Annotated in this window: 15 protein-coding genes; 11 read left to right on the top strand and 4 right to left on the bottom strand. The window is 61.7% G+C overall.

Annotated elements, in window-relative coordinates:
• Positions 1 to 2,916, bottom strand: a complete 2,916-nt coding sequence (locus tag QWI18_RS04415) for an aminotransferase (protein ID WP_369318282.1) — start codon at positions 2,914 to 2,916, stop codon at positions 1 to 3.
• Positions 2,917 to 3,212: 296 nt separating this feature from the next.
• Between QWI18_RS04415 and rfbB the strand changes: the two genes are divergently transcribed.
• From rfbB to QWI18_RS04380, 7 genes are all read left to right on the top strand, one after another.
• On the top strand, positions 3,213 to 4,292 hold the full coding sequence (gene rfbB, locus QWI18_RS04410; RefSeq protein ID WP_369318281.1) for a dTDP-glucose 4,6-dehydratase: 1,080 nt from the start codon (positions 3,213 to 3,215) through the stop codon (positions 4,290 to 4,292).
• Positions 4,289 to 5,164, top strand: a complete 876-nt coding sequence (gene rfbA / locus QWI18_RS04405) for a glucose-1-phosphate thymidylyltransferase RfbA (protein WP_192130734.1) — start codon at positions 4,289 to 4,291, stop codon at positions 5,162 to 5,164. The genes rfbB and rfbA overlap by 4 nt, the downstream gene beginning before the upstream one ends.
• The gene (rfbC, locus tag QWI18_RS04400) at positions 5,161 to 5,706 is read left to right on the top strand and encodes a dTDP-4-dehydrorhamnose 3,5-epimerase (RefSeq protein ID WP_192130733.1); all 546 of its coding nucleotides are present in this window, start codon (positions 5,161 to 5,163) and stop codon (positions 5,704 to 5,706) included. The genes rfbA and rfbC overlap by 4 nt, the downstream gene beginning before the upstream one ends.
• Entirely contained in the window at positions 5,703 to 6,584 is an 882-nt protein-coding gene (gene rfbD / locus QWI18_RS04395; RefSeq protein WP_369318280.1) for a dTDP-4-dehydrorhamnose reductase, read from the top strand. The genes rfbC and rfbD overlap by 4 nt, the downstream gene beginning before the upstream one ends.
• An 89-nt stretch (positions 6,585 to 6,673) precedes the next feature.
• A complete protein-coding gene (locus QWI18_RS04390; RefSeq protein ID WP_296308832.1) occupies positions 6,674 to 8,488 on the top strand; it encodes an ATP-binding protein in 1,815 nt (604 codons plus the stop codon).
• Positions 8,485 to 9,861, top strand: coding sequence for a sigma-54 dependent transcriptional regulator (locus QWI18_RS04385; protein ID WP_065987417.1), 1,377 nt, complete (start codon positions 8,485 to 8,487; stop codon positions 9,859 to 9,861). Before QWI18_RS04390 ends, QWI18_RS04385 begins: the two co-directional genes overlap by 4 nt.
• Positions 9,854 to 10,321: a YiiD C-terminal domain-containing protein gene (locus QWI18_RS04380; protein ID WP_065987418.1), complete on the top strand. Its 468-nt coding sequence runs from the start codon at positions 9,854 to 9,856 to the stop codon at positions 10,319 to 10,321. Before QWI18_RS04385 ends, QWI18_RS04380 begins: the two co-directional genes overlap by 8 nt.
• Before the next feature lie 164 nt (positions 10,322 to 10,485).
• Here the strand turns inward: QWI18_RS04380 and cysQ are convergent, their stop codons facing one another.
• Together cysQ and nudE are read right to left on the bottom strand one after the other, a co-directional pair.
• On the bottom strand, positions 10,486 to 11,328 hold the full coding sequence (gene cysQ, locus QWI18_RS04375) for a 3'(2'),5'-bisphosphate nucleotidase CysQ (RefSeq protein WP_369318279.1): 843 nt from the start codon (positions 11,326 to 11,328) through the stop codon (positions 10,486 to 10,488).
• A complete protein-coding gene (nudE, locus tag QWI18_RS04370; protein ID WP_074889934.1) occupies positions 11,325 to 11,891 on the bottom strand; it encodes an ADP compounds hydrolase NudE in 567 nt (188 codons plus the stop codon). The genes cysQ and nudE overlap by 4 nt, the downstream gene beginning before the upstream one ends.
• 96 nt (positions 11,892 to 11,987) lie before the next feature.
• Between nudE and yrfG the strand changes: the two genes are divergently transcribed.
• Positions 11,988 to 12,650, top strand: coding sequence for a GMP/IMP nucleotidase (gene yrfG, locus QWI18_RS04365; RefSeq protein ID WP_369318278.1), 663 nt, complete (start codon positions 11,988 to 11,990; stop codon positions 12,648 to 12,650).
• Positions 12,651 to 12,782: 132 nt separating this feature from the next.
• Here yrfG and lysM read toward each other — a convergent pair whose 3' ends face one another.
• The gene (gene lysM, locus QWI18_RS04360; protein WP_192130727.1) at positions 12,783 to 13,229 is read right to left on the bottom strand and encodes a peptidoglycan-binding protein LysM; all 447 of its coding nucleotides are present in this window, start codon (positions 13,227 to 13,229) and stop codon (positions 12,783 to 12,785) included.
• 171 nt (positions 13,230 to 13,400) lie between these two features.
• Here lysM and QWI18_RS04355 point away from each other — a divergent pair, with 171 nt between their 5' ends.
• From QWI18_RS04355 to QWI18_RS04345, 3 genes are all read left to right on the top strand, one after another.
• Complete coding sequence (locus tag QWI18_RS04355) at positions 13,401 to 14,288, top strand: LysR family transcriptional regulator (protein WP_296313504.1); 888 nt, start codon at positions 13,401 to 13,403, stop codon at positions 14,286 to 14,288.
• Between the two features lie 94 nt (positions 14,289 to 14,382).
• Positions 14,383 to 15,222 carry a formate dehydrogenase accessory sulfurtransferase FdhD gene (gene fdhD / locus QWI18_RS04350; RefSeq protein WP_065987424.1) on the top strand — a complete coding sequence of 280 codons (840 nt, stop codon included), beginning with the start codon at positions 14,383 to 14,385 and terminating at the stop codon, positions 15,220 to 15,222.
• Positions 15,223 to 15,224: 2 nt separating this feature from the next.
• Positions 15,225 to 17,555, top strand: coding sequence for an FdhF/YdeP family oxidoreductase (locus QWI18_RS04345; protein WP_369318358.1), 2,331 nt, complete (start codon positions 15,225 to 15,227; stop codon positions 17,553 to 17,555).
• Positions 17,556 to 17,676 lie beyond the last annotated feature (121 nt).

Here is a 17,676-nt window from a genome sequence, read left to right as displayed (position 1 = left end):
TCAGCTCTCCAGTTCGCTCAGCACCTTCGACACGCTGTCGACAAAGAAGTCCACGCTTCGCCGGGTGGTGACCATGGGCGGCTTGATCTTGAGAACATTCAGATAATCCCCCGTAGGTTGCATGAAGATCCCCAGCTCACGGAGACGATCACACAGGTAGGTCGTTTCCTCGGTTGCAGGCTCCAGCGTCTCTCGATTGCGGACCAGTTCAAGCCCAAGATAGAACCCCGAACCATGGACGGCCCCGGCCAGCGGATGTTTGTCGATCAGCGCCAGCAGGCGTTCCTTGAAATAGCCGCCAACCACTTGGGCGTTTTCCCACAGCTTTTCTTCTTCCATGACGTCGAGTACCGCCATGCCGATGCGGCAACTCACCGGGCTGCCACCGGACGACGAAAAGAAATAGCCCTCAGCCTCCAGCGCTTCAGCGATTTCGCGACGGGTGATAACGGCGCCGAGGGGATGACCGTTGCCCATGCCTTTGGCCATCGTAATGATATCCGGCACTACGCCCTGCTCTTCGAAGCCCCAGAAGGAGTGACCGAGACGGCCATACCCCACCTGCACTTCATCGGCGATGCACACGCCGCCCTGGGCGCGGACTTTGTCGTAGACCTGCTGCAAATAGCCCGGCGGCAGCGAGATTCCGCCGGCGTTGCCGTACACCGGTTCACAGATGAAACCCGCTACTTGCCGCCCCTGCTCGGCCAGCGCAGTCAGATGCGCGTCCACGCTGCGCAGGTAGAGCGGTGTGCTGTCCGCGCCACGAAACTCACCGCGATACGTGTTGGGCGCAAACACGGGATGCACCCAATCCGGGCGCGTACTCAGCGCTTGCGGGTTGTCGGCGATGGACGTCGAAATAGCATCGGTCGCCACCGACCAGCCGTGATAAGCCTCCAGCACGCTCAAGACATCGCGCCCGCCGCTGTAGGCCCAGGCCAGACGAATCGCCAGGTCATTCGCCTCGGTGCCGCTGTTCACCAGAAACACCCGATCCATCCCGGCAGGCGCCAGCTTCAGCAGGCGCTCTGAAAACTCGGCGATCGCCGCGTAATGAAAGCGTGAGTTGGTATTGAGCAGCGACCATTGCCGCGCGGCGACTTGGGCCATGCGTGGATGACCATGACCGAGCACCGCAACGTTGTTGAGCATGTCCAGGTAAGAACGGCCTTGCATGTCGATCAGGTGGTTGCGCCAGCCGCGCTCGATCTGCGGCGGGGCCTGGTAATAATGCTTTTGCGACCGAGCAAAACTGGCATCGCGACGGGCAAGCAGCGCAGCAGAATCTGCCAACGTCGGGGCATCGCAATCGAAACCCAGCAGCCCTTTGGGTGACGGACACAGCGCACGCCAGGCTGCGGCTCGCGAAGGCGTAGTGAACAGCGGCGGGCTCACGTCCGGCTCCGAACACAGCTGCACGATCAACGATCCGCCGCCCTGCCCGATCACGTCGCCCGCGCCGAACTCGACACCGGCGTCAAAGTCAGAGCGCACGCCCCACAGACGCAGATTCACTTCGGCGCCCACCAACTGCAACGCGCCGTCGGCCGTGTGACGCAGGCTGCCGGCAAATGGCGCATGAACAGCGGTGCCATGGGGGATCTGCAATTCGGTATGCAGCGCGAAGGTGTCCGGCTCTTTTGCACTGTCTGGCAGGGTGCGGGACAGCCGGTATTCGCCATAGCGACTGGCGGCCAGACCATGTTCGGCCGCCTCTTTCAGCAGTTGCTCGTCGATGCCGCTTTGTTCCCAGTTGCCCGCGACGAAATGCTCGCTGAGCACACCCAGATCGACCAAAGCAAAACCCTGCCCGCTCAAGCTCGGCAACAGCGGCGAGAACGGCTCGGCCTCTTTGTCCGCTTCCCATTCACCCACCGCGTCGAGAATCGCCGCTTCCATCAACGCAATCGGCACGGAAGTGGCGACGTCAAAGATGTTCCACTCGCTGGCCAGATTGGCCTGGATGTAAGCATTGTCCGGTTCAATGCTCGCCTGTTGCTCGCTGCTCAAGACCAGTACGGCCGAGCGCGCCACGATCAATGGCCACAGCGCCAGCAGTTCCTCGCTTTGAAGCGGGTTGATCCGGTGATAGGCCTGAATGGCGGGAAGGATGAAAAACGGATCGCCCTCGGCATGGTGCAGCAGCGCGGCGCAGGTCACCGAGAGGTCAGCGATGCGCCACGTGCGCACCAGATCACCAAAGTCGATCAGCCCTTGAAGCTGCCACTGGCGATGGGCATCTCTCGCCCAGACCACGTTGTACTCGGTGATGTCCATGTGAATGGCCTGCACCGGCAGCGACGCCACCAGCGGCAGCAAATAGGCCTGGGCCTGCTCGGCGGCCTCGGCGATACAGGCGCGCTTGTCGGCATCGGCGATGACCGGGAGCAGGTGCTCGATCAACGCGAAGGCATGACGCGGGTCCCACTGCAACACACGGTCCAGGCCTGGGTGCTCGAACCCGGCCAGCGCCACGTCGACACGGGCACAGAGCTGCGCCAATCCGGTCACGATGTGCCGGTTCAGCTGCGCGACGTGAGCCAGTGACTGCCCGTCGATGAACTCCAGAACGCGCAGGTGCACGGCATTGCCGTTGTGCTCGACGGACAGCAAGTCCTCACCCTTCAGCGCCGGCATCACTGCCGGAACGCGCATTTGCGGCGCAGCGCCCAGATGCCGCAACGCTGCATGTTGCGCGGCAAGTTCGGTGGCTGAGTAAGCACCGTGGCAGATCTTCAGGACGAAACGTCGCCCGTCACCGCAGTCGAGCAGGAAGTTTCGGTCCTGATGGCTGCCCAACGCCTTCAACGTCCCCGACAGCCCGTAATACGTCGTCAGCCATTCGGCGGCCTGCGCGGCGTCGACGTCCGGGCATGGCAGGCTGGAGCGACGAATCAACGTGTCGAGCAACATGGGAGGAGTCCTGAGAGATAGAGGCACGCCGACAATATCGCCAGTTGCGCGACCGTTAAGCAACCCCGCGACCTGCGCCAGTCAAGAAATGCCTTGAGAGACCGATAGATAGGCCAAGCGTTAAACTCGTGCAACACCTGCGGCGGTTTAATGGCGCTAATTACGATGGGCCATCAATTAATATCATCGCTCGTCGGTGGATTGCTTCTTGCGCCAGTCAGCAAGGCCCCACAAGCTATGCTCCATCGTCCTACGCCTTTATCGTCTTACGTTTTTCCAGGGAAGAAGGTTTATCCATGCGAATACTTGTTACCGGTGGCGCCGGCTTCATCGGCTCTGCGCTGATCCGTCATCTGATCAACAACACCGATCACGACGTTCTCAATTTCGACAAGCTGACCTACGCCGGCAATCTTGAGTCGCTGCAGAGCATCGCCACGAACACTCGGTATGAGTTCGTGCAACAGGACATCGTTGATCAGGCCGCCGTGAGTAAAGTCCTCGCGCGCTTCAAGCCTGACGCGATCATGCACCTGGCGGCTGAATCCCACGTCGACCGCTCGATTGACGGACCGTCGGAATTCATTCAGACCAACATCGTCGGCACCTACAGCCTGCTGGAAGCGACTCGCAGCTATTGGCTGACTTTGCCCGACGCCGAGCGCGCCGCCTTCCGCTTTCACCACATCTCCACTGACGAAGTGTATGGCGACCTGCACGGCGTGGACGACCTGTTCACCGAAACCACGCCCTACGCGCCAAGCTCGCCGTACTCGGCCAGCAAAGCGGCGTCGGACCATCTGGTTCGCGCCTGGCAGCGCACCTACGGGCTGCCGGTGGTTGTCACCAACTGCTCGAACAACTACGGCCCGTTCCATTTCCCCGAGAAGCTCATCCCGCTGGTGATTCTCAACGCCCTGGCCGGGAAGCCGCTGCCGGTGTACGGCAACGGCCTGCAAGTGCGTGACTGGCTGTTCGTCGAAGATCACGCCCGCGCACTGCTCAAAGTGGTAACCGAGGGCAAGGTCGGCGAGACCTACAACATTGGCGGCCACAACGAACAAAAGAACATCGACGTCGTGCGCGGCATCTGCGCGCTGCTCGAAGAGCTGGCGCCGGAACAGCGCAAAGGCGTGGCGAACTACGCGGACCTGATCACCTACGTGACCGACCGCCCCGGCCATGACATGCGCTACGCCATCGACGCCAGCAAAATCGAACGCGAACTGGGCTGGACACCGGAAGAGACATTCGAATCCGGCCTGCGCAAAACCGTGCAGTGGTATCTCGACAACCTTGAATGGTGCCGCAACGTGCAAGACGGCAGTTATCAGGGCGAACGCCTGGGCACCAACGTGAAGGAACTGATTGCATGACTAAAGGAATTGTTCTGGCCGGCGGCTCTGGCACGCGCCTGCACCCGATCACCCTCGGGGTCTCCAAACAGCTGTTGCCGATCTACGACAAGCCGATGATCTATTACCCGATCTCGGTGCTGATGCTGGCCGGGATCAAAGACATACTGGTCATCTCGACGCCGCTGGACCTGCCGCAATACAAGGCGCTGCTGGGTGACGGCAGTCAGTTCGGCGTGCGCTTTCATTACGAGGAGCAGCCCAAGCCGGACGGCCTCGCGCAGGCATTCCTGATTGGCGAAGAGTTCATCGGCGATGACTCGGTGTGCCTGATTCTGGGCGACAACATCTTCCACGGTCAGCACTTCAGCGAGCAGCTCAAGCGTGCGGCGGACAACACCGCTGGCGCGACCGTGTTTGGCTACTGGGTCAAGGATCCGGAGCGTTTCGGCGTGATCGATTTCGATGAGCACGGCCACGCGCTGTCCATCGAAGAGAAGCCCAAGGCGCCTAAATCGAGCTACGCCGTGACGGGCTTGTACTTCTACGACAACGAAGTCATTCAGATCGCCAAGGACGTCAAGCCGTCCCCGCGCGGCGAGCTGGAGATCACCGACGTCAACAACGCCTACCTCAAGCGCGGCGACCTGCGCGTCGAGCGCTTTGGCCGCGGCTTCGCCTGGCTCGACACGGGTACCCATGACAGCCTGCTGGACGCGTCGCAGTACGTGCAAACCATCGAGCATCGTCAGGGCCTAAAAGTCGCGTGCCTGGAAGAAATCGCTTTCCAGAACGGCTGGATTGACCGCGCTCACCTGTTGAACAGGGCTGACTATTTCGGCAAGACCGGCTACGGTCAGTACCTGTTCAAGATCGCAGGGGAAAGTCAGTGAAAGTGGTTGCCAGCAAGTTGCCTGAAGTCCTCATCATCGAACCCAAAGTGTTCGGCGATGAGCGTGGCTTCTTCTACGAAAGTTTCAACGCCCGGGCCTTCGCCGAGGCCACCGGCGTCGCCGATCAGTTCGTGCAGGACAATCACTCGCGCTCGCAAAAAGGCGTCCTGCGCGGGCTGCATTACCAGATCGAAAACCCGCAGGGCAAACTGGTGCGCGTGACCACTGGCCGCGTGCTGGACATCGCCGTCGACATCCGTCGCAGCTCGCCGCAGTTCGGCCAGTGGTTCGGTCTGGAGCTGTCTGCCGAGAACGCTCGTCAGCTGTGGATTCCCAAGGGTTTCGCCCACGGCTTCGTGGTGTTGAGCGACTATGCCGAGTTCCTCTACAAGACCACCGACTACTACACGCCGTCGGCCGAGCGCTGCATTCGCTGGGACGATCCCGAGCTGGGCATCGACTGGGGCTTGAGCGAAGCGCCTCAACTGTCGGCCAAGGATCAGGTCGGCAAGCTCTTGAAAGACGCGGACCTGTTTCCGTGAGCGGGCCGCTGCGGATTCTGATCAGCGGGCAACAGGGCCAGGTGTCCCAGGCGCTGCAGCAACGCCTGCAGAACATGGGCGAGCTGATCGTGCTGGGTCGCGATCAGCTGGATTTGAGTCAGCCGGAATCCATCCGCCCGGTGGTTCGCGACATCAAGCCTGACCTGATCATCAACGCTGCCGCACACACGGCGGTGGATCAGGCCGAAAGCGAGCCGGACCTGGCCTTCGCCATTAACGCGACGTCTCCCGGTGTGTTTGCTGAAGAAGCCGCCGCGCTGGGCATTCCGCTGGTTCACTATTCCACCGATTACGTGTTCGACGGCAGCAAGGCCGGCGCGTGGGTTGAATCGGACGCGCCTAACCCGCTGGGCGTCTACGGCAGCAGCAAGCTGGCGGGCGAGCGGGCCATCGCCGCAGCGGGCGGCCAGCACCTGATTTTGCGCACCAGCTGGGTTTACTCCCTGACCGGGCGCAATTTTCTGCTGACCATGCAGCGCTTGCTGCAAGAGCGCGAGACGCTGTCGATTGTTGCCGACCAGATCGGCGCACCCACCTGGGCCGGCACCATCGCCGCCAGCACCGGCGCGCTGATTGAACGCTGGCGTGATGGGGCGCCGGGCGCCTGGGGTGTTTATCACCTGACCACCAGCGGCGAGACGTCTTGGTTCGGGTTCGCTGAAGCGATCGGTCAGCAATTGATCAACAGCGGCAAACCCTGCGCAGTACTTGAGCCGATTGCTTCCAGCGCGTACCCGACGCCGGCCGCACGTCCGCTCAATTCACGCCTGGATTGCAGCCTGTTGCAGCGCGAGTGGGGTGTCAGCCAGCCCGACTGGCACGATGCGTTGCTGGAGTGCTTAGCGCAGCAGCGGTAGGCATAATGGGCCGACTCGATGTTGAGCGGCTGCGGAATACTGATTCATCCGCAACCGCCCTGCATCGCAACGCACCCACCGGCGATTCCATGATCAGCACTAACGCCCTTCCCCGCCGTCCTCGCTGGCGCAGCCTTGCCCTGCTGGCGCTGATCCTTGCCCCGCTGTTGTGGCCGCTCGAACGCCTGGCCGAACACTATTACCGCAATGAGCTGCTGAGCCAGAATCGCCAGACCCTCGACCTGTACGTTGCCAACCTGCTGGGCACGTTGCACCGCTACGAAGTGCTGCCGCAGATTCTCGGCGACCTGCCCGGGCTGCGAGCCATGCTGGCGAACCCGCAGGACAAACAGGCCCAGACCCAAGCGAACCTGCTGCTGATGAACACCGCCAGCCAGACCGGCGCCGAGGTGATCTACCTGATGGCGCCCAATGGCGAGACCCTCGCTGCGTCGAACTGGGACAAACGCGACAGCTTCGTCGGCCGCAATTTCGCCTTCCGCCCGTATTTCAGCAACGCCATGGCCGGCAACCTCGGCCGCTTTTTCGGTTTGGGCACGACGTCGGCCAAACGCGGCTACTTCTTCGCCGCCGCCGTGCGCGACGGCGATACCGTGATTGGCGTGCTGGTGGTCAAGGTTGATCTGGACCTCACTGAAACGTTGTGGGGCAAGACGCCAGAGCAGTTGCTCGTCACCGACCACAACGGCGTGGTGATCCTCACCTCCAACCCCAACTGGCGTTTCCGCGCCACACGCCCGCTCAGCGAGGAAGAAAAGCAGGCCATCGTCGCCATTCAGCCCTACCCGACCCGCGATCCGCGCCCGCTGCAGCTGGATGAAAACGGCTGGCTGACGCAAACCCAGCAGATCGACGAAACCGGCTGGAGCGTTAACATCCTCGCGCCCAAGGTGCTCCTGTCGAGGCCTGTTCGAACCGTCGTGGCGATTGGCGGCGCGGCGTTGCTGGTCTTGATGTTGCTGCTGGGGCTAATGATGCAGAGGCGCAGGCATTATCTGGATCGCATCAACTTCGAGGCCAAGGCGCGCCGTGAACTGGAAGTGCGAGTCGCCGAGCGGACCTGTGACCTGGAAGGCGTCAACCAGCGACTGCGCCAGGAAGTGCTCGAACGCGAGCAGGCGCAGCAAGAACTGTTTCGCGCCCAGGACGAACTGGTTCAGGCCGGCAAGCTGTCGGCGCTGGGCACGATGTCGGCGAGCATCAGCCATGAACTCAATCAGCCACTGGCCGCGATTCGCAGTTACGCCGAAAACGCCGAAGTGCTGCTCGACCATCAGCGCACAGAGGACGCCCGCGGCAACCTCAAGCTGATCAGCGAACTCACCGGTCGTATGGCCTCGATCATTGCGCACCTGCGTGCCTTCGCAAGGCGCGATCGGCATGCGCCCGAAAGCGTGGCGTTGCAACCGGCGCTGGACGATGCACTGGCCCTGCTTGCCAAGCGACGGCGAGCGATGGAAGTGGAACTGATTCGTGACCTGCCCGCCGCCACCTTGTGGGTGCAGGCCGGCGAGACGCGCCTGCGTCAGGTGCTGGGCAATCTGCTGGCGAACGCGCTGGACGCACTGACCGAGAAAGGCCCGCCGCGCAAATTGTGGATCAGCGCCGAGTACAACGCCGAGGGTGTCAATCTGTTCATTCGTGACAACGGCCCGGGCTTTTCACAAGAAGCACTGGAGCACGCCCGCGAGCCGTTCTTCACCACCAAGACACGCACACAGGGACTCGGCCTGGGCCTGGCGATCTGCGATACGCTGATGCGCGCCTTGGGTGGCGAGCTGCTGTTCGCCAATCACCCGGAAGGCGGCGCGCTGCTGACGTTGCGAATGCGCACCGGCGCCTCGGGCGTCAACCTTCAACCGTCTGAGGACTTATCTGCATGAGCACCGACGCCATCGACAGCCGCATTCAGGTGGTGCTGATCGACGACGACCCGCACCTGCGCCAGGCGCTGAGCCAGACGCTGGACCTCGCCGGACTGAAAATCCTGCCGCTGAGCGACGCCAAAGGGCTGCAAGCGCGCATCGAGCGCGACTGGCCGGGCGTCATCGTCAGCGACATTCGCATGCCGGGGATTGACGGCCTCGAACTGCTCCACCAGCTGCACGCCCAGGATCCTGAGCTGCCGGTGCTACTGATCACCGGCCACGGCGACGTACCGCTGGCAGTGCAGGCCATGCGCGCGGGTGCTTACGATTTTCTGGAAAAACCCTTCGCCAGCGACGCACTGCTCGACAGCGTGCGGCGGGCTCTTGCGCTGCGCCGGCTGGTGCTGGACAACCGCAGCCTGCGCCTTGAGCTCAGCGATCGTCAGCAACTGAGCACGCGACTGGTGGGGTTGTCTGCCCCCATTCAGCGCCTGCGCGATCAGATCGGTGCGCTGGCCGCGACCAAGGCCGACGTGTTGATTCTCGGTGAAACCGGTGCCGGCAAAGAAGTGGTCGCCCGCGCCCTTCACGATTTGTCCAATCGCAGAAACGGTCCGTTCGTGGCGATCAACGCAGGGGCGCTGGCCGAGTCGGTGGTGGAAAGCGAGCTGTTCGGCCACGAGTCGGGGGCTTTTACCGGCGCGCAAAAGCGGCGCATCGGCAAGTTCGAATTCGCCAACGGCGGCACGCTGTTTCTGGATGAAATCGAAAGCATGAGCATGGACGTTCAGGTCAAGCTGCTGCGCTTGCTGCAAGAGCGCGTGGTCGAGCGCCTGGGCGGGAATCAGCAGATCCCGTTGGACATCCGGGTGATCGCAGCGACCAAGGAAGACCTGCGCCAGGCCGCGGATCAAGGGCGTTTCCGGCCCGACTTGTATTACCGCCTCAACGTTGCCCCATTGCGCATTCCGCCGCTGCGCGAGCGTGGCGAAGATGCACTGGTGCTGTTCCAGCATTTCGCCGACACCGCCAGTTTGCGCCACGGCCTGCCACGCCATGAACTGCAGCCTGGGCATCGTGCGCTGCTGCTGCGTCACACCTGGCCGGGCAACGTGCGTGAACTGCAGAACGCCGCCGAGCGTTTCGCCTTGGGCCTTGAGCTGGAACTGGAAGGCGAGGCGCAGCCAGATCTGGTGGCGTCCAATGGCGGGCTGAGCGAGCAGGTCGAGGCGTTCGAGCGAGCATTGATCGCCGCCGAATTGACCCGCCCGCACACCTCGGTCCGTAGCCTCGCCGAAGCGTTGGGCCTGCCACGCAAAACCCTGCACGACAAACTGCGCAAGCACGGACTGACCTTCAACGGCGCGGGGTCCGACGACAATGACTGATCGGGGTTGCTCGTCTGCTGAAGACCTGGAAGCGGTGCTGCACCGGGACATCCCCCTCACCCGGGAGATGGGCATCAAGGTGCTGGGCTGGCGAGAGCACCAACTTCGTCTACACCTGCCGTTGGCGCCCAACGTCAATCACAAGAACACCTTGTTCGGCGGCAGCCTGTATTGCGGCGCGGTGCTGGCAGGATGGGGCTGGTTGTATTTGCGGCTCAAAGAAGCCGGGATCGACGACGGGCACATCGTGATCCAGGACGGCCAGATCAGTTATCCCCTGCCGGTCACCCGCGATGGCGTCGCCATTTGCGACGGAACGGATGAAGCGAGCTGGGAGAAATTTCTGAAGCTCTACCAACGCCGCGGCCGCGCACGACTGGCGCTGCACACCCGGATCGTGGCGGAAGATTCAGAAGAAACGGCAGTAGAATTCGTCGGGCAGTTCGTGCTGCATCGCTGAACACATCCTTCCACCTGTAGGAGCGTGGCTTGTCCCGCGATCGATCGCGAAGCGGTCGCAAATCCGATCGGTGCAATTCGCTCTGGAAAACCCAGCGCTGCATCTGCGACGACTGCGTCGCCGATCGCGGGACAAGCCACGCTCCTACGAGGGAACCGAAAGCTTCAGGTCAGCGCCAGCGCCAGCAACGCGTCGCGCCACGTGGCTTCCCCCGGTAGCGCCAGGAAGTACGAATTCAGCAGCGTCTCCCGCGCTGGATATTCGAACGTCGTGCCGTCCAGGTTCAATACCACGCCGCCCGCGCCTTCCACGACACCTTGGGCCGCAGCCGTGTCCCACTGAGAGGTGGGCGCCAGACGCGGGTAGCAATCGGCAGCCCCTTCGGCCAACAGGCAAAACTTCAGCGAGCTGCCGATATTGGCCAGCTCCAATTCACCCACCACTTCCGACAAACCGGCCAGCAACTTCTGTTGCTCGAGGCTTGAGTGACGCCGGCTGGCGACCACGGTGAACGCTTCCCCCGCGCCCGGCTCATTGCGCACGCTGATGGGCGCCAGGTGCTGCGAATCGTCACTGCGCCACGCGCCCAGCCCGGCGCCACCGAAATAGCAGCGGTTGTTGGTCGGCATCGACACCACGCCAAACACCACGCGACCGCTCTCGATCAGCGCCACGTTGACGGTGAACTCTTCACTGCCGGCAATGAATTCCTTGGTGCCATCCAGCGGGTCCACCAGCCACCAGCGCTGCCACTGACTGCGCTCGCTCAACGGAATATTCGCGTCCTCTTCGGACAGAATAGGAATGCTCGGATCCAGCGCCTTGAGCCCCGCCACCAACAGCTCATGGGCGGCCAGATCAGCAGCCGTTACCGGCGAGTCGTCCGATTTGACGGCGACCTCCACGCCGGAGCGCCAGAACGGCAGAATGACTTCCCCTGCCTGGCGGCAAAGCTCGATCACGGGGGCAAGCAGCGGGTGTGGCAATTGGGAAAATGTCGGGTTCATGGCAGGAAATCCCCACGCTCGGCCAGCAGGTCGCGGGCAAGGTACAACGCAGCCAGCGCGCGCCCCTCAGTGAACTGCGGGTTCTGAACCAGAGCGGAAAGCTCGCGCAGATTGACCTTGTCCACACGCATCGGCTCAGGCTCGTCGCCGGGCAGCGTTTCTTCATACAAATCAGTGGCCAGCACGACCTGAATTTTCTGGCTCATGTAGCCCGGCGAAAGCGACAGTTCGGTCAGGTGCACCAAGGTCCGCGCGCCATAACCGGCTTCTTCCTTGAGCTCGCGATTGGCGGCGGCCAGCACGTCCTCGCCCGGCTCGATCAAGCCCTTGGGCAGCGACAGCTCGTACTGGTCAGTGCCGCCGCAGTATTCCTCGATCAGCACGGCGTGATCGGCATCGAGCATGGCCACGATCATCACCGCGCCGTAGCCACTGCCGCTGCCAACCAGCCGCTCGTAGGTGCGCTCGACGCCGTTGGAAAAGCGCAGCTGCACTTCTTCAACGCGGAACAGGCGGCTGCTCGCGACGATTTCGCGAGAGAGGACGGTAGGTTTCTGCTGCATGACGAGCTCCTTGGCGTAGTCGGGTTACTATACCGTGGCTTTTGCGGATGTCTTCGCCGCAAACCCACGCGACCCCTCCAACGCCGAGAGACCTGCATGCCTTCTTTGCCCTGGCGCGATATCGACACCGTTCTGCTGGATATGGACGGCACCCTGCTCGACCTGCATTTCGACAATCACTTCTGGCTGGAGCATCTGCCCAGGCGCTACGCCGAGGTGCACGGGGTCAGCGTGGCAATGGCGCAGCTGGAGCTGATGCCGCTCTTCGAAAAAAACGCCGGCACCCTCAACTGGTACTGCACCGACTTCTGGAGTTCGGAGCTGAACCTGCCGGTGAAAGACCTGAAAGTCGAGATCGCCCACCTCATCGCCTTGCGCCCCGATGCCGAGACGTTTCTGGCCGCCATCAAGCAGGCCGGCAAACGGGTGATCATGATTACCAACGCTCACCGTGACTCGCTGTCGCTGAAGATGGAAAGACTGGAACTGGCGCCCTACTTCGAACGTTTAATCAGCTCCCACGACTATGGCTATCCCAAGGAACACCCGCAGTTCTGGGATGCGCTGCAGGACGACATCAAGTTTGACCCGGCGCGCAGCCTGTTCATCGACGACACCTTGCCGATCTTGCGCAGCGCTGGGCGATACGGTATCGGCCACTTGCTGGCCGTGCGCGAACCGGACAGCCGCAAAGGACCCAAAGACACCGAAGAATTCGAAGCCGTTGAGGATTATCGGGCGTTGATGAAGGGGTTATAAGCGCAAAACGAATCAGGAGCACGCTTGCCCGCTTAACTCGCACACCCCACCCAAACATGGGTCGGGATGTCCGAATGTCGCCGGTAAGGGCGCTCCTGCAAGAGTCGGCGTACGGTCAGTAAGACCGCCGCGTTACTCAGGAATACGCAGAGACTGACCTGGGTAGATCTTGTTTACGTCCTTCAGCATCGGCTTGTTGGCGTCGAAGATCTTCTGATACTTGTTGGCATCGCCATACACGCGCAACGAGATGGCGCTGAGGGTATCGCCCTTCTGCACAGTGACCAACGTCGCAGCAACCACGGCAGGCGCCCCAGCCGCGATGGTCAGTTGATCATCAACACTGCCAACACCGGCGATGTTACCGGCAGCCAGCACGATCTTCTCTTTCTCTTCCTGACTGGCGACTTCGCCCGTCAAGGTGATCTTGTCGCCGTCGACCGTCGCATGAACGTTGGGATTGCCCAGCCCGACAGACTCGATGTGCTTTTTCAGCTCTTCGCTGGCGTTGGCGTTTCCTGGGGTGAGCAGGTCGATAAGCTTCTCACCGGCTTCCTTCACAAAACTGAACAGACTCATGGGTTTCTCCTTGGTGACGTCGTAGTGTCGTTGTGGTTTCCCGCGCAACATCTGTTCCGCTGACATTGCCCGACAAACCTCCGACCCGTGGCCGGGTCTCAAGGTTTCAAGCCATTGGACGTTCGGTCGCGATAGACTTCGCCGGGCCAGCCTGTGCCTCAAGGAATGAAGATGGACATTAAACAGCTGAAATTTCTGATCGCCCTCGACGAAACCCGTCACTTCGGGCAAGCGGCTGCGCGTTGCCATATCACGCAACCGACACTGTCGATGCGTCTGCGCAGCCTCGAAGAAGAGCTTGACCTGCCGCTGGTCAATCGTGGCCAACGTTTCGAAGGATTCACCGCCCCGGGCGAACGCGTCCTGGCATGGGCGCGCACGGTGCTGGCGGCCTACGACGGTTTGCAGGCTGAAGCGGCCGCCTGTCGCGGGAATCTGGTCGGCACATTACGGCTGGGCGTGGTGCCGCTGTCGAATTTCGATCCATTGCCCTTGCTGCAACGTCTGCATTCTCTGCACCCGAGCATGCGCTTTGAGCTTTCATCGCTGAGCTCCGAGCAGATCCTCGATCAACTCGCCAGCAACCGCCTGGACCTCGGGGTTTCGTACCTCGACCGACTCGACTCCGAGCGCTTCGACTCATTGGAACTGGCCGAAACCCGCATGGGGGTGATGTACGACCAGCGTTATTTCAGTTTTGCCGAAGCGACATCGAGCTGGGAAAGCCTGACCGAACTGCCCCTGGGGCTGCTCACCAGTGGCATGCATTTTCGGCAATCCATTGATCACAACTTTCACAGTCGCGGCCTTCATCCGCAGCCGATCATCCAGACCGATGCGGTCCATCAGCTGCTGCAAGCGGTGCATGGCGGGTTCTGCTGCGCGATCATGCCGCTGGACGGCGGCCTTGAATCACTGACCGAGCACCTTCGGCTGCAGCCGATTGAAGAGGCACAAACCCTGGCGCGGCTCGGCTTGATCATGCGCCGCTCGGCACCGCGGTCGGCACTCGCTGAAGCCTGCCTGGCGCTTTACCACACGATGATGGAGGCGTCTTGATCGACATCATCTATCGGTGCATCAGTACTAGCGATTAGACGTAATCCGACCGGAGGCCTAGGCTTAAGCCTAATCAATCTGCCGGTCACCCCCGATGCACGCCAAGCACATGGATATCACGGCGCCCGCACAACAATTGCCCGCGCCCGCCGCAAGCCAGTCCTACAGCTATACGAACCTCGAACACGATGTCAGCGAGCCCAATGTGCTTGCCGAGGAAGTCGCGTTGGCGATTGCCTATAACGGCATCAGCCAGGCGGTCATGCTGGTCACGCCCACTGACCTGGAAGATTTCATCGTCGGCTTCAGCGTCGGCAGCGGCCTCATCGAATCACCGGATGAGATCTACGACATCAAGCTCGGTGGCTGCGGCTCTGCGCAGACCGCAGAAGTCGAAATCGCCAGCCGCGCCTTCTGGAACCTCAAGACCCAGCGTCGGCAACTGGCCGGCACAAGCGGTTGCGGCCTCTGTGGCGTCGAAGCCGTCGAGCAGGCATTGCCCGAGCTCAACGTGCTGCCCGGCGCGCCCCTTCCCCCCGCCGAATGGCTGAAAGGTCTGCGCGAGCGTATGGGCCAATTTCAGCCGTTGGGCGAACACTGCGGCGCGGTCCATGCGGCGATGTTTATGGACGCTCGAGGCGAAATTCTTTTAGGTCGTGAAGACATCGGCCGACATAACGCTCTGGACAAGCTGATCGGCGCGCTGATTCGTCAGGACATCCCGACCACGGGCGGTCTGGCCATTGTCACGAGCCGCTGCAGTCTGGAGCTCATTCAAAAAGTATTACGTGCCGGCATTCAGACCCTCGTCAGCCTGTCATCGCCCACCGGCCTGGCGCTGCAATGGGCCCGACGCCACAACCTCAACCTCATTCATCTGCCTAAACACAGTGCGCCGCGGGTTTACAGTCCTGCGTTGGAGAATCAAGCGTGAGCATGCATAAAGAAGCCGACAAGGTATCGACCCCCCGCTACAAGCCCTACAAAGGCCCGGCCGGCGGATGGGGCGCATTGATCAGCGTCGCCCACTTCTGGCTGACCAGCGACAACGCCCTGAAGAACATCCGCACGATGCTCAAGACCAACCAGAACGGCGGCTTCGACTGCCCGGGTTGCGCGTGGGGTGATTCGCCGGAAAGCGGCATGGTCAAGTTCTGCGAGAACGGCGCCAAGGCAGTGAACTGGGAAGCAACCAAGCGCCGCGTCGATGCGTCCTTCTTCGCCCGCTACAGCGTCAGCTCGCTGCTTGAGCAAAGTGATTACTGGCTGGAATATCAGGGCCGTCTGACCGAGCCAATGGTCTACGACGCCCAGACCGATCGCTACAAGCCGATTGCCTGGGACGACGCCTTTGCGCTGATTGCCAAGCACCTGAACAATCTGCCGAACCCGAACATGGCCGAGTTCTACACCTCGGGCCGTGCCAGCAACGAAGCGGCGTATCTGTATCAGCTGTTCGTGCGTGCCTTCGGCACCAACAACTTCCCCGACTGCTCGAACATGTGCCATGAAGCGAGCGGCGTTGCTTTGTCGCAAAGCGTGGGCGTCGGCAAAGGCACCGTAACGTTTGATGACTTCGAGCACGCGGACGCGATTTTCGTCCTCGGTCAGAACCCGGGCACCAACCACCCGCGCATGCTGGAACCGCTGCGTGAAGCGGTCAAACGCGGCGCGCAAGTGGTGTGCGTCAACCCGCTGAAAGAGCGCGGCCTGGAACGTTTCCAGCACCCTCAGCACCCGCTGGAAATGCTCAGCAACGGCTCCGAGCCGACCAACACGGCGTATTTCCGTCCGGCACTGGGCGGCGACATGGCCCTGCTGCGCGGCATGGCCAAGTTCCTGCTGCAATGGGAACGCGAAGCCCAGGCGAACGACGAGCCATCGGTGTTCGATCACACCTTCCTCAACGAACATACCAATGGCGTGCTGGAATACCTCGCTGCCATTGACGACACCTCGTGGGAATTCATCGTCGAGCAATCGGGTCTGCCATTGACCGACATCGAACTCGCCGCGCGGATGTACGCCAAAGGCAAGAACGTGATCATGTGCTGGGCGATGGGCATCACTCAGCATCGCCATTCGGTGCCGACCATTCAGGAAGTCTCCAACCTGATGCTGCTGCGCGGCAACATCGGTCGGCCAGGCGCAGGCCTGTGCCCGGTGCGCGGTCACAGTAACGTGCAGGGCGACCGCACGATGGGCATCAACGAACGTCCGCCGGCATTTTTCCTTGATGCGCTGGAGAAACGTTTCCAGTTCAAGGTGCCGCGTGAAAACGGCCATAACGTCGTCGAAGCGATTCACGCGATGCTCGAAGGCCGCGCGAAAGTCTTTATCGGTCTGGGCGGCAACTTCGCTCAAGCCACCCCGGACAGCCCGCGCACTTTCGAAGCCCTGAGCAACTGCGACCTGACCGTGCAGATCAGCACCAAGCTCAACCGCAGCCACCTGGCCCACGGCAAGGAAGCGCTGATTCTGCCGTGCTTCGGCCGTACCGACATCGACATCCAGGCCGAAGGCCCGCAAGCGGTAACGGTTGAAGATTCGTTCAGCATGGTCCACGCGTCCAACGGTCAGCTGAAGCCGCTGTCGCCGCAGATGCGTTCCGAGCCTGCGATCCTGGCGGGCATTGCCAACGCAACACTGGGCAAGCAGCCGGTGGACTGGCTGTGGCTGGTGGCGGACTACAGCCGCATTCGCGACCTGATCGCCGACACCATTCCGTCATTCCAGAACTTCAACGAGAAGATCAAAAACCCGGGCGGCTTCTACCTGGGCAACGCCGCAGGCTCCCGTCGCTGGAACACGCCGAGTGCGCGGGCCAACTTCAAGGCGAACGTATTGCCGAGCGACCTGGTGCATGAAAGCATTCGCGGGACAGGCATCGTGCCGGACCTGATCATGCAATCGATGCGTTCTCACGATCAGTACAACACCACCATCTATGGCCTGGACGACCGTTACCGCGGCGTGAAAGGTCAGCGTGACGTGATGTTCGTGAACGAGGCCGACATCATTCGTCTGGGCTTCGTACCCGGTCAGAAAGTCGACATCGTGTCGATCTGGGGCGATGCCATCGAACGTCGCGTGAAGGGCTTCACACTGCTGCCGTTCGACATTCCGGCCGGCCAGGCTGCAGCGTATTACCCGGAAGTGAACCCGCTGGTACCGCTGGAAAGCGTGGGCGACGGCAGCAGCACGCCGACGTCCAAGTTCGTGGCGATCAAGCTGGAACGGCATACGGAGACAGCGCGGATTATTTGATATTGAGCCAAATGTCAGGTTCTTGAGCTAGAGGGTCTTTATTGCGACTCTGCTTAATGCAGGCCTTGTAGAGCGGTGTTATAGACACCGCTCTACTTGATTGCTAGCCGGCAGACTTTTC

Origin of the sequence: Pseudomonas sp. W2Oct36, from assembly GCF_041060465.1 — a bacterium.
GTDB lineage: Bacteria > Pseudomonadota > Gammaproteobacteria > Pseudomonadales > Pseudomonadaceae > Aquipseudomonas > Aquipseudomonas graminis_B.
Note: the sequence above shows the minus strand (reverse complement) of the source record. Positions and strands in the feature narration are given on the sequence as shown.

What these genes read in the sequence shown, in the direction of transcription:
- yrfG (WP_369318278.1), top strand. Translation starts at nt 11,988, where the DNA reads ATGCCTTCTTTGCCCTGGCGCGATATCGACACCGTTCTGCTGGATATG.
- rfbB (WP_369318281.1), top strand. Translation starts at nt 3,213, where the DNA reads ATGCGAATACTTGTTACCGGTGGCGCCGGCTTCATCGGCTCTGCGCTG.
- fdhD (WP_065987424.1), top strand. Translation starts at nt 14,383, where the DNA reads ATGCACGCCAAGCACATGGATATCACGGCGCCCGCACAACAATTGCCC.
- QWI18_RS04380 (WP_065987418.1), top strand. Translation starts at nt 9,854, where the DNA reads ATGACTGATCGGGGTTGCTCGTCTGCTGAAGACCTGGAAGCGGTGCTG.
- QWI18_RS04390 (WP_296308832.1), top strand. Translation starts at nt 6,674, where the DNA reads ATGATCAGCACTAACGCCCTTCCCCGCCGTCCTCGCTGGCGCAGCCTT.
- nudE (WP_074889934.1), bottom strand. Translation starts at nt 11,891, where the DNA reads ATGCAGCAGAAACCTACCGTCCTCTCTCGCGAAATCGTCGCGAGCAGC.
- QWI18_RS04385 (WP_065987417.1), top strand. Translation starts at nt 8,485, where the DNA reads ATGAGCACCGACGCCATCGACAGCCGCATTCAGGTGGTGCTGATCGAC.
- lysM (WP_192130727.1), bottom strand. Translation starts at nt 13,229, where the DNA reads ATGAGTCTGTTCAGTTTTGTGAAGGAAGCCGGTGAGAAGCTTATCGAC.
- QWI18_RS04355 (WP_296313504.1), top strand. Translation starts at nt 13,401, where the DNA reads ATGGACATTAAACAGCTGAAATTTCTGATCGCCCTCGACGAAACCCGT.
- rfbA (WP_192130734.1), top strand. Translation starts at nt 4,289, where the DNA reads ATGACTAAAGGAATTGTTCTGGCCGGCGGCTCTGGCACGCGCCTGCAC.
- QWI18_RS04345 (WP_369318358.1), top strand. Translation starts at nt 15,225, where the DNA reads ATGCATAAAGAAGCCGACAAGGTATCGACCCCCCGCTACAAGCCCTAC.
- cysQ (WP_369318279.1), bottom strand. Translation starts at nt 11,328, where the DNA reads ATGAACCCGACATTTTCCCAATTGCCACACCCGCTGCTTGCCCCCGTG.
- QWI18_RS04415 (WP_369318282.1), bottom strand. Translation starts at nt 2,916, where the DNA reads ATGTTGCTCGACACGTTGATTCGTCGCTCCAGCCTGCCATGCCCGGAC.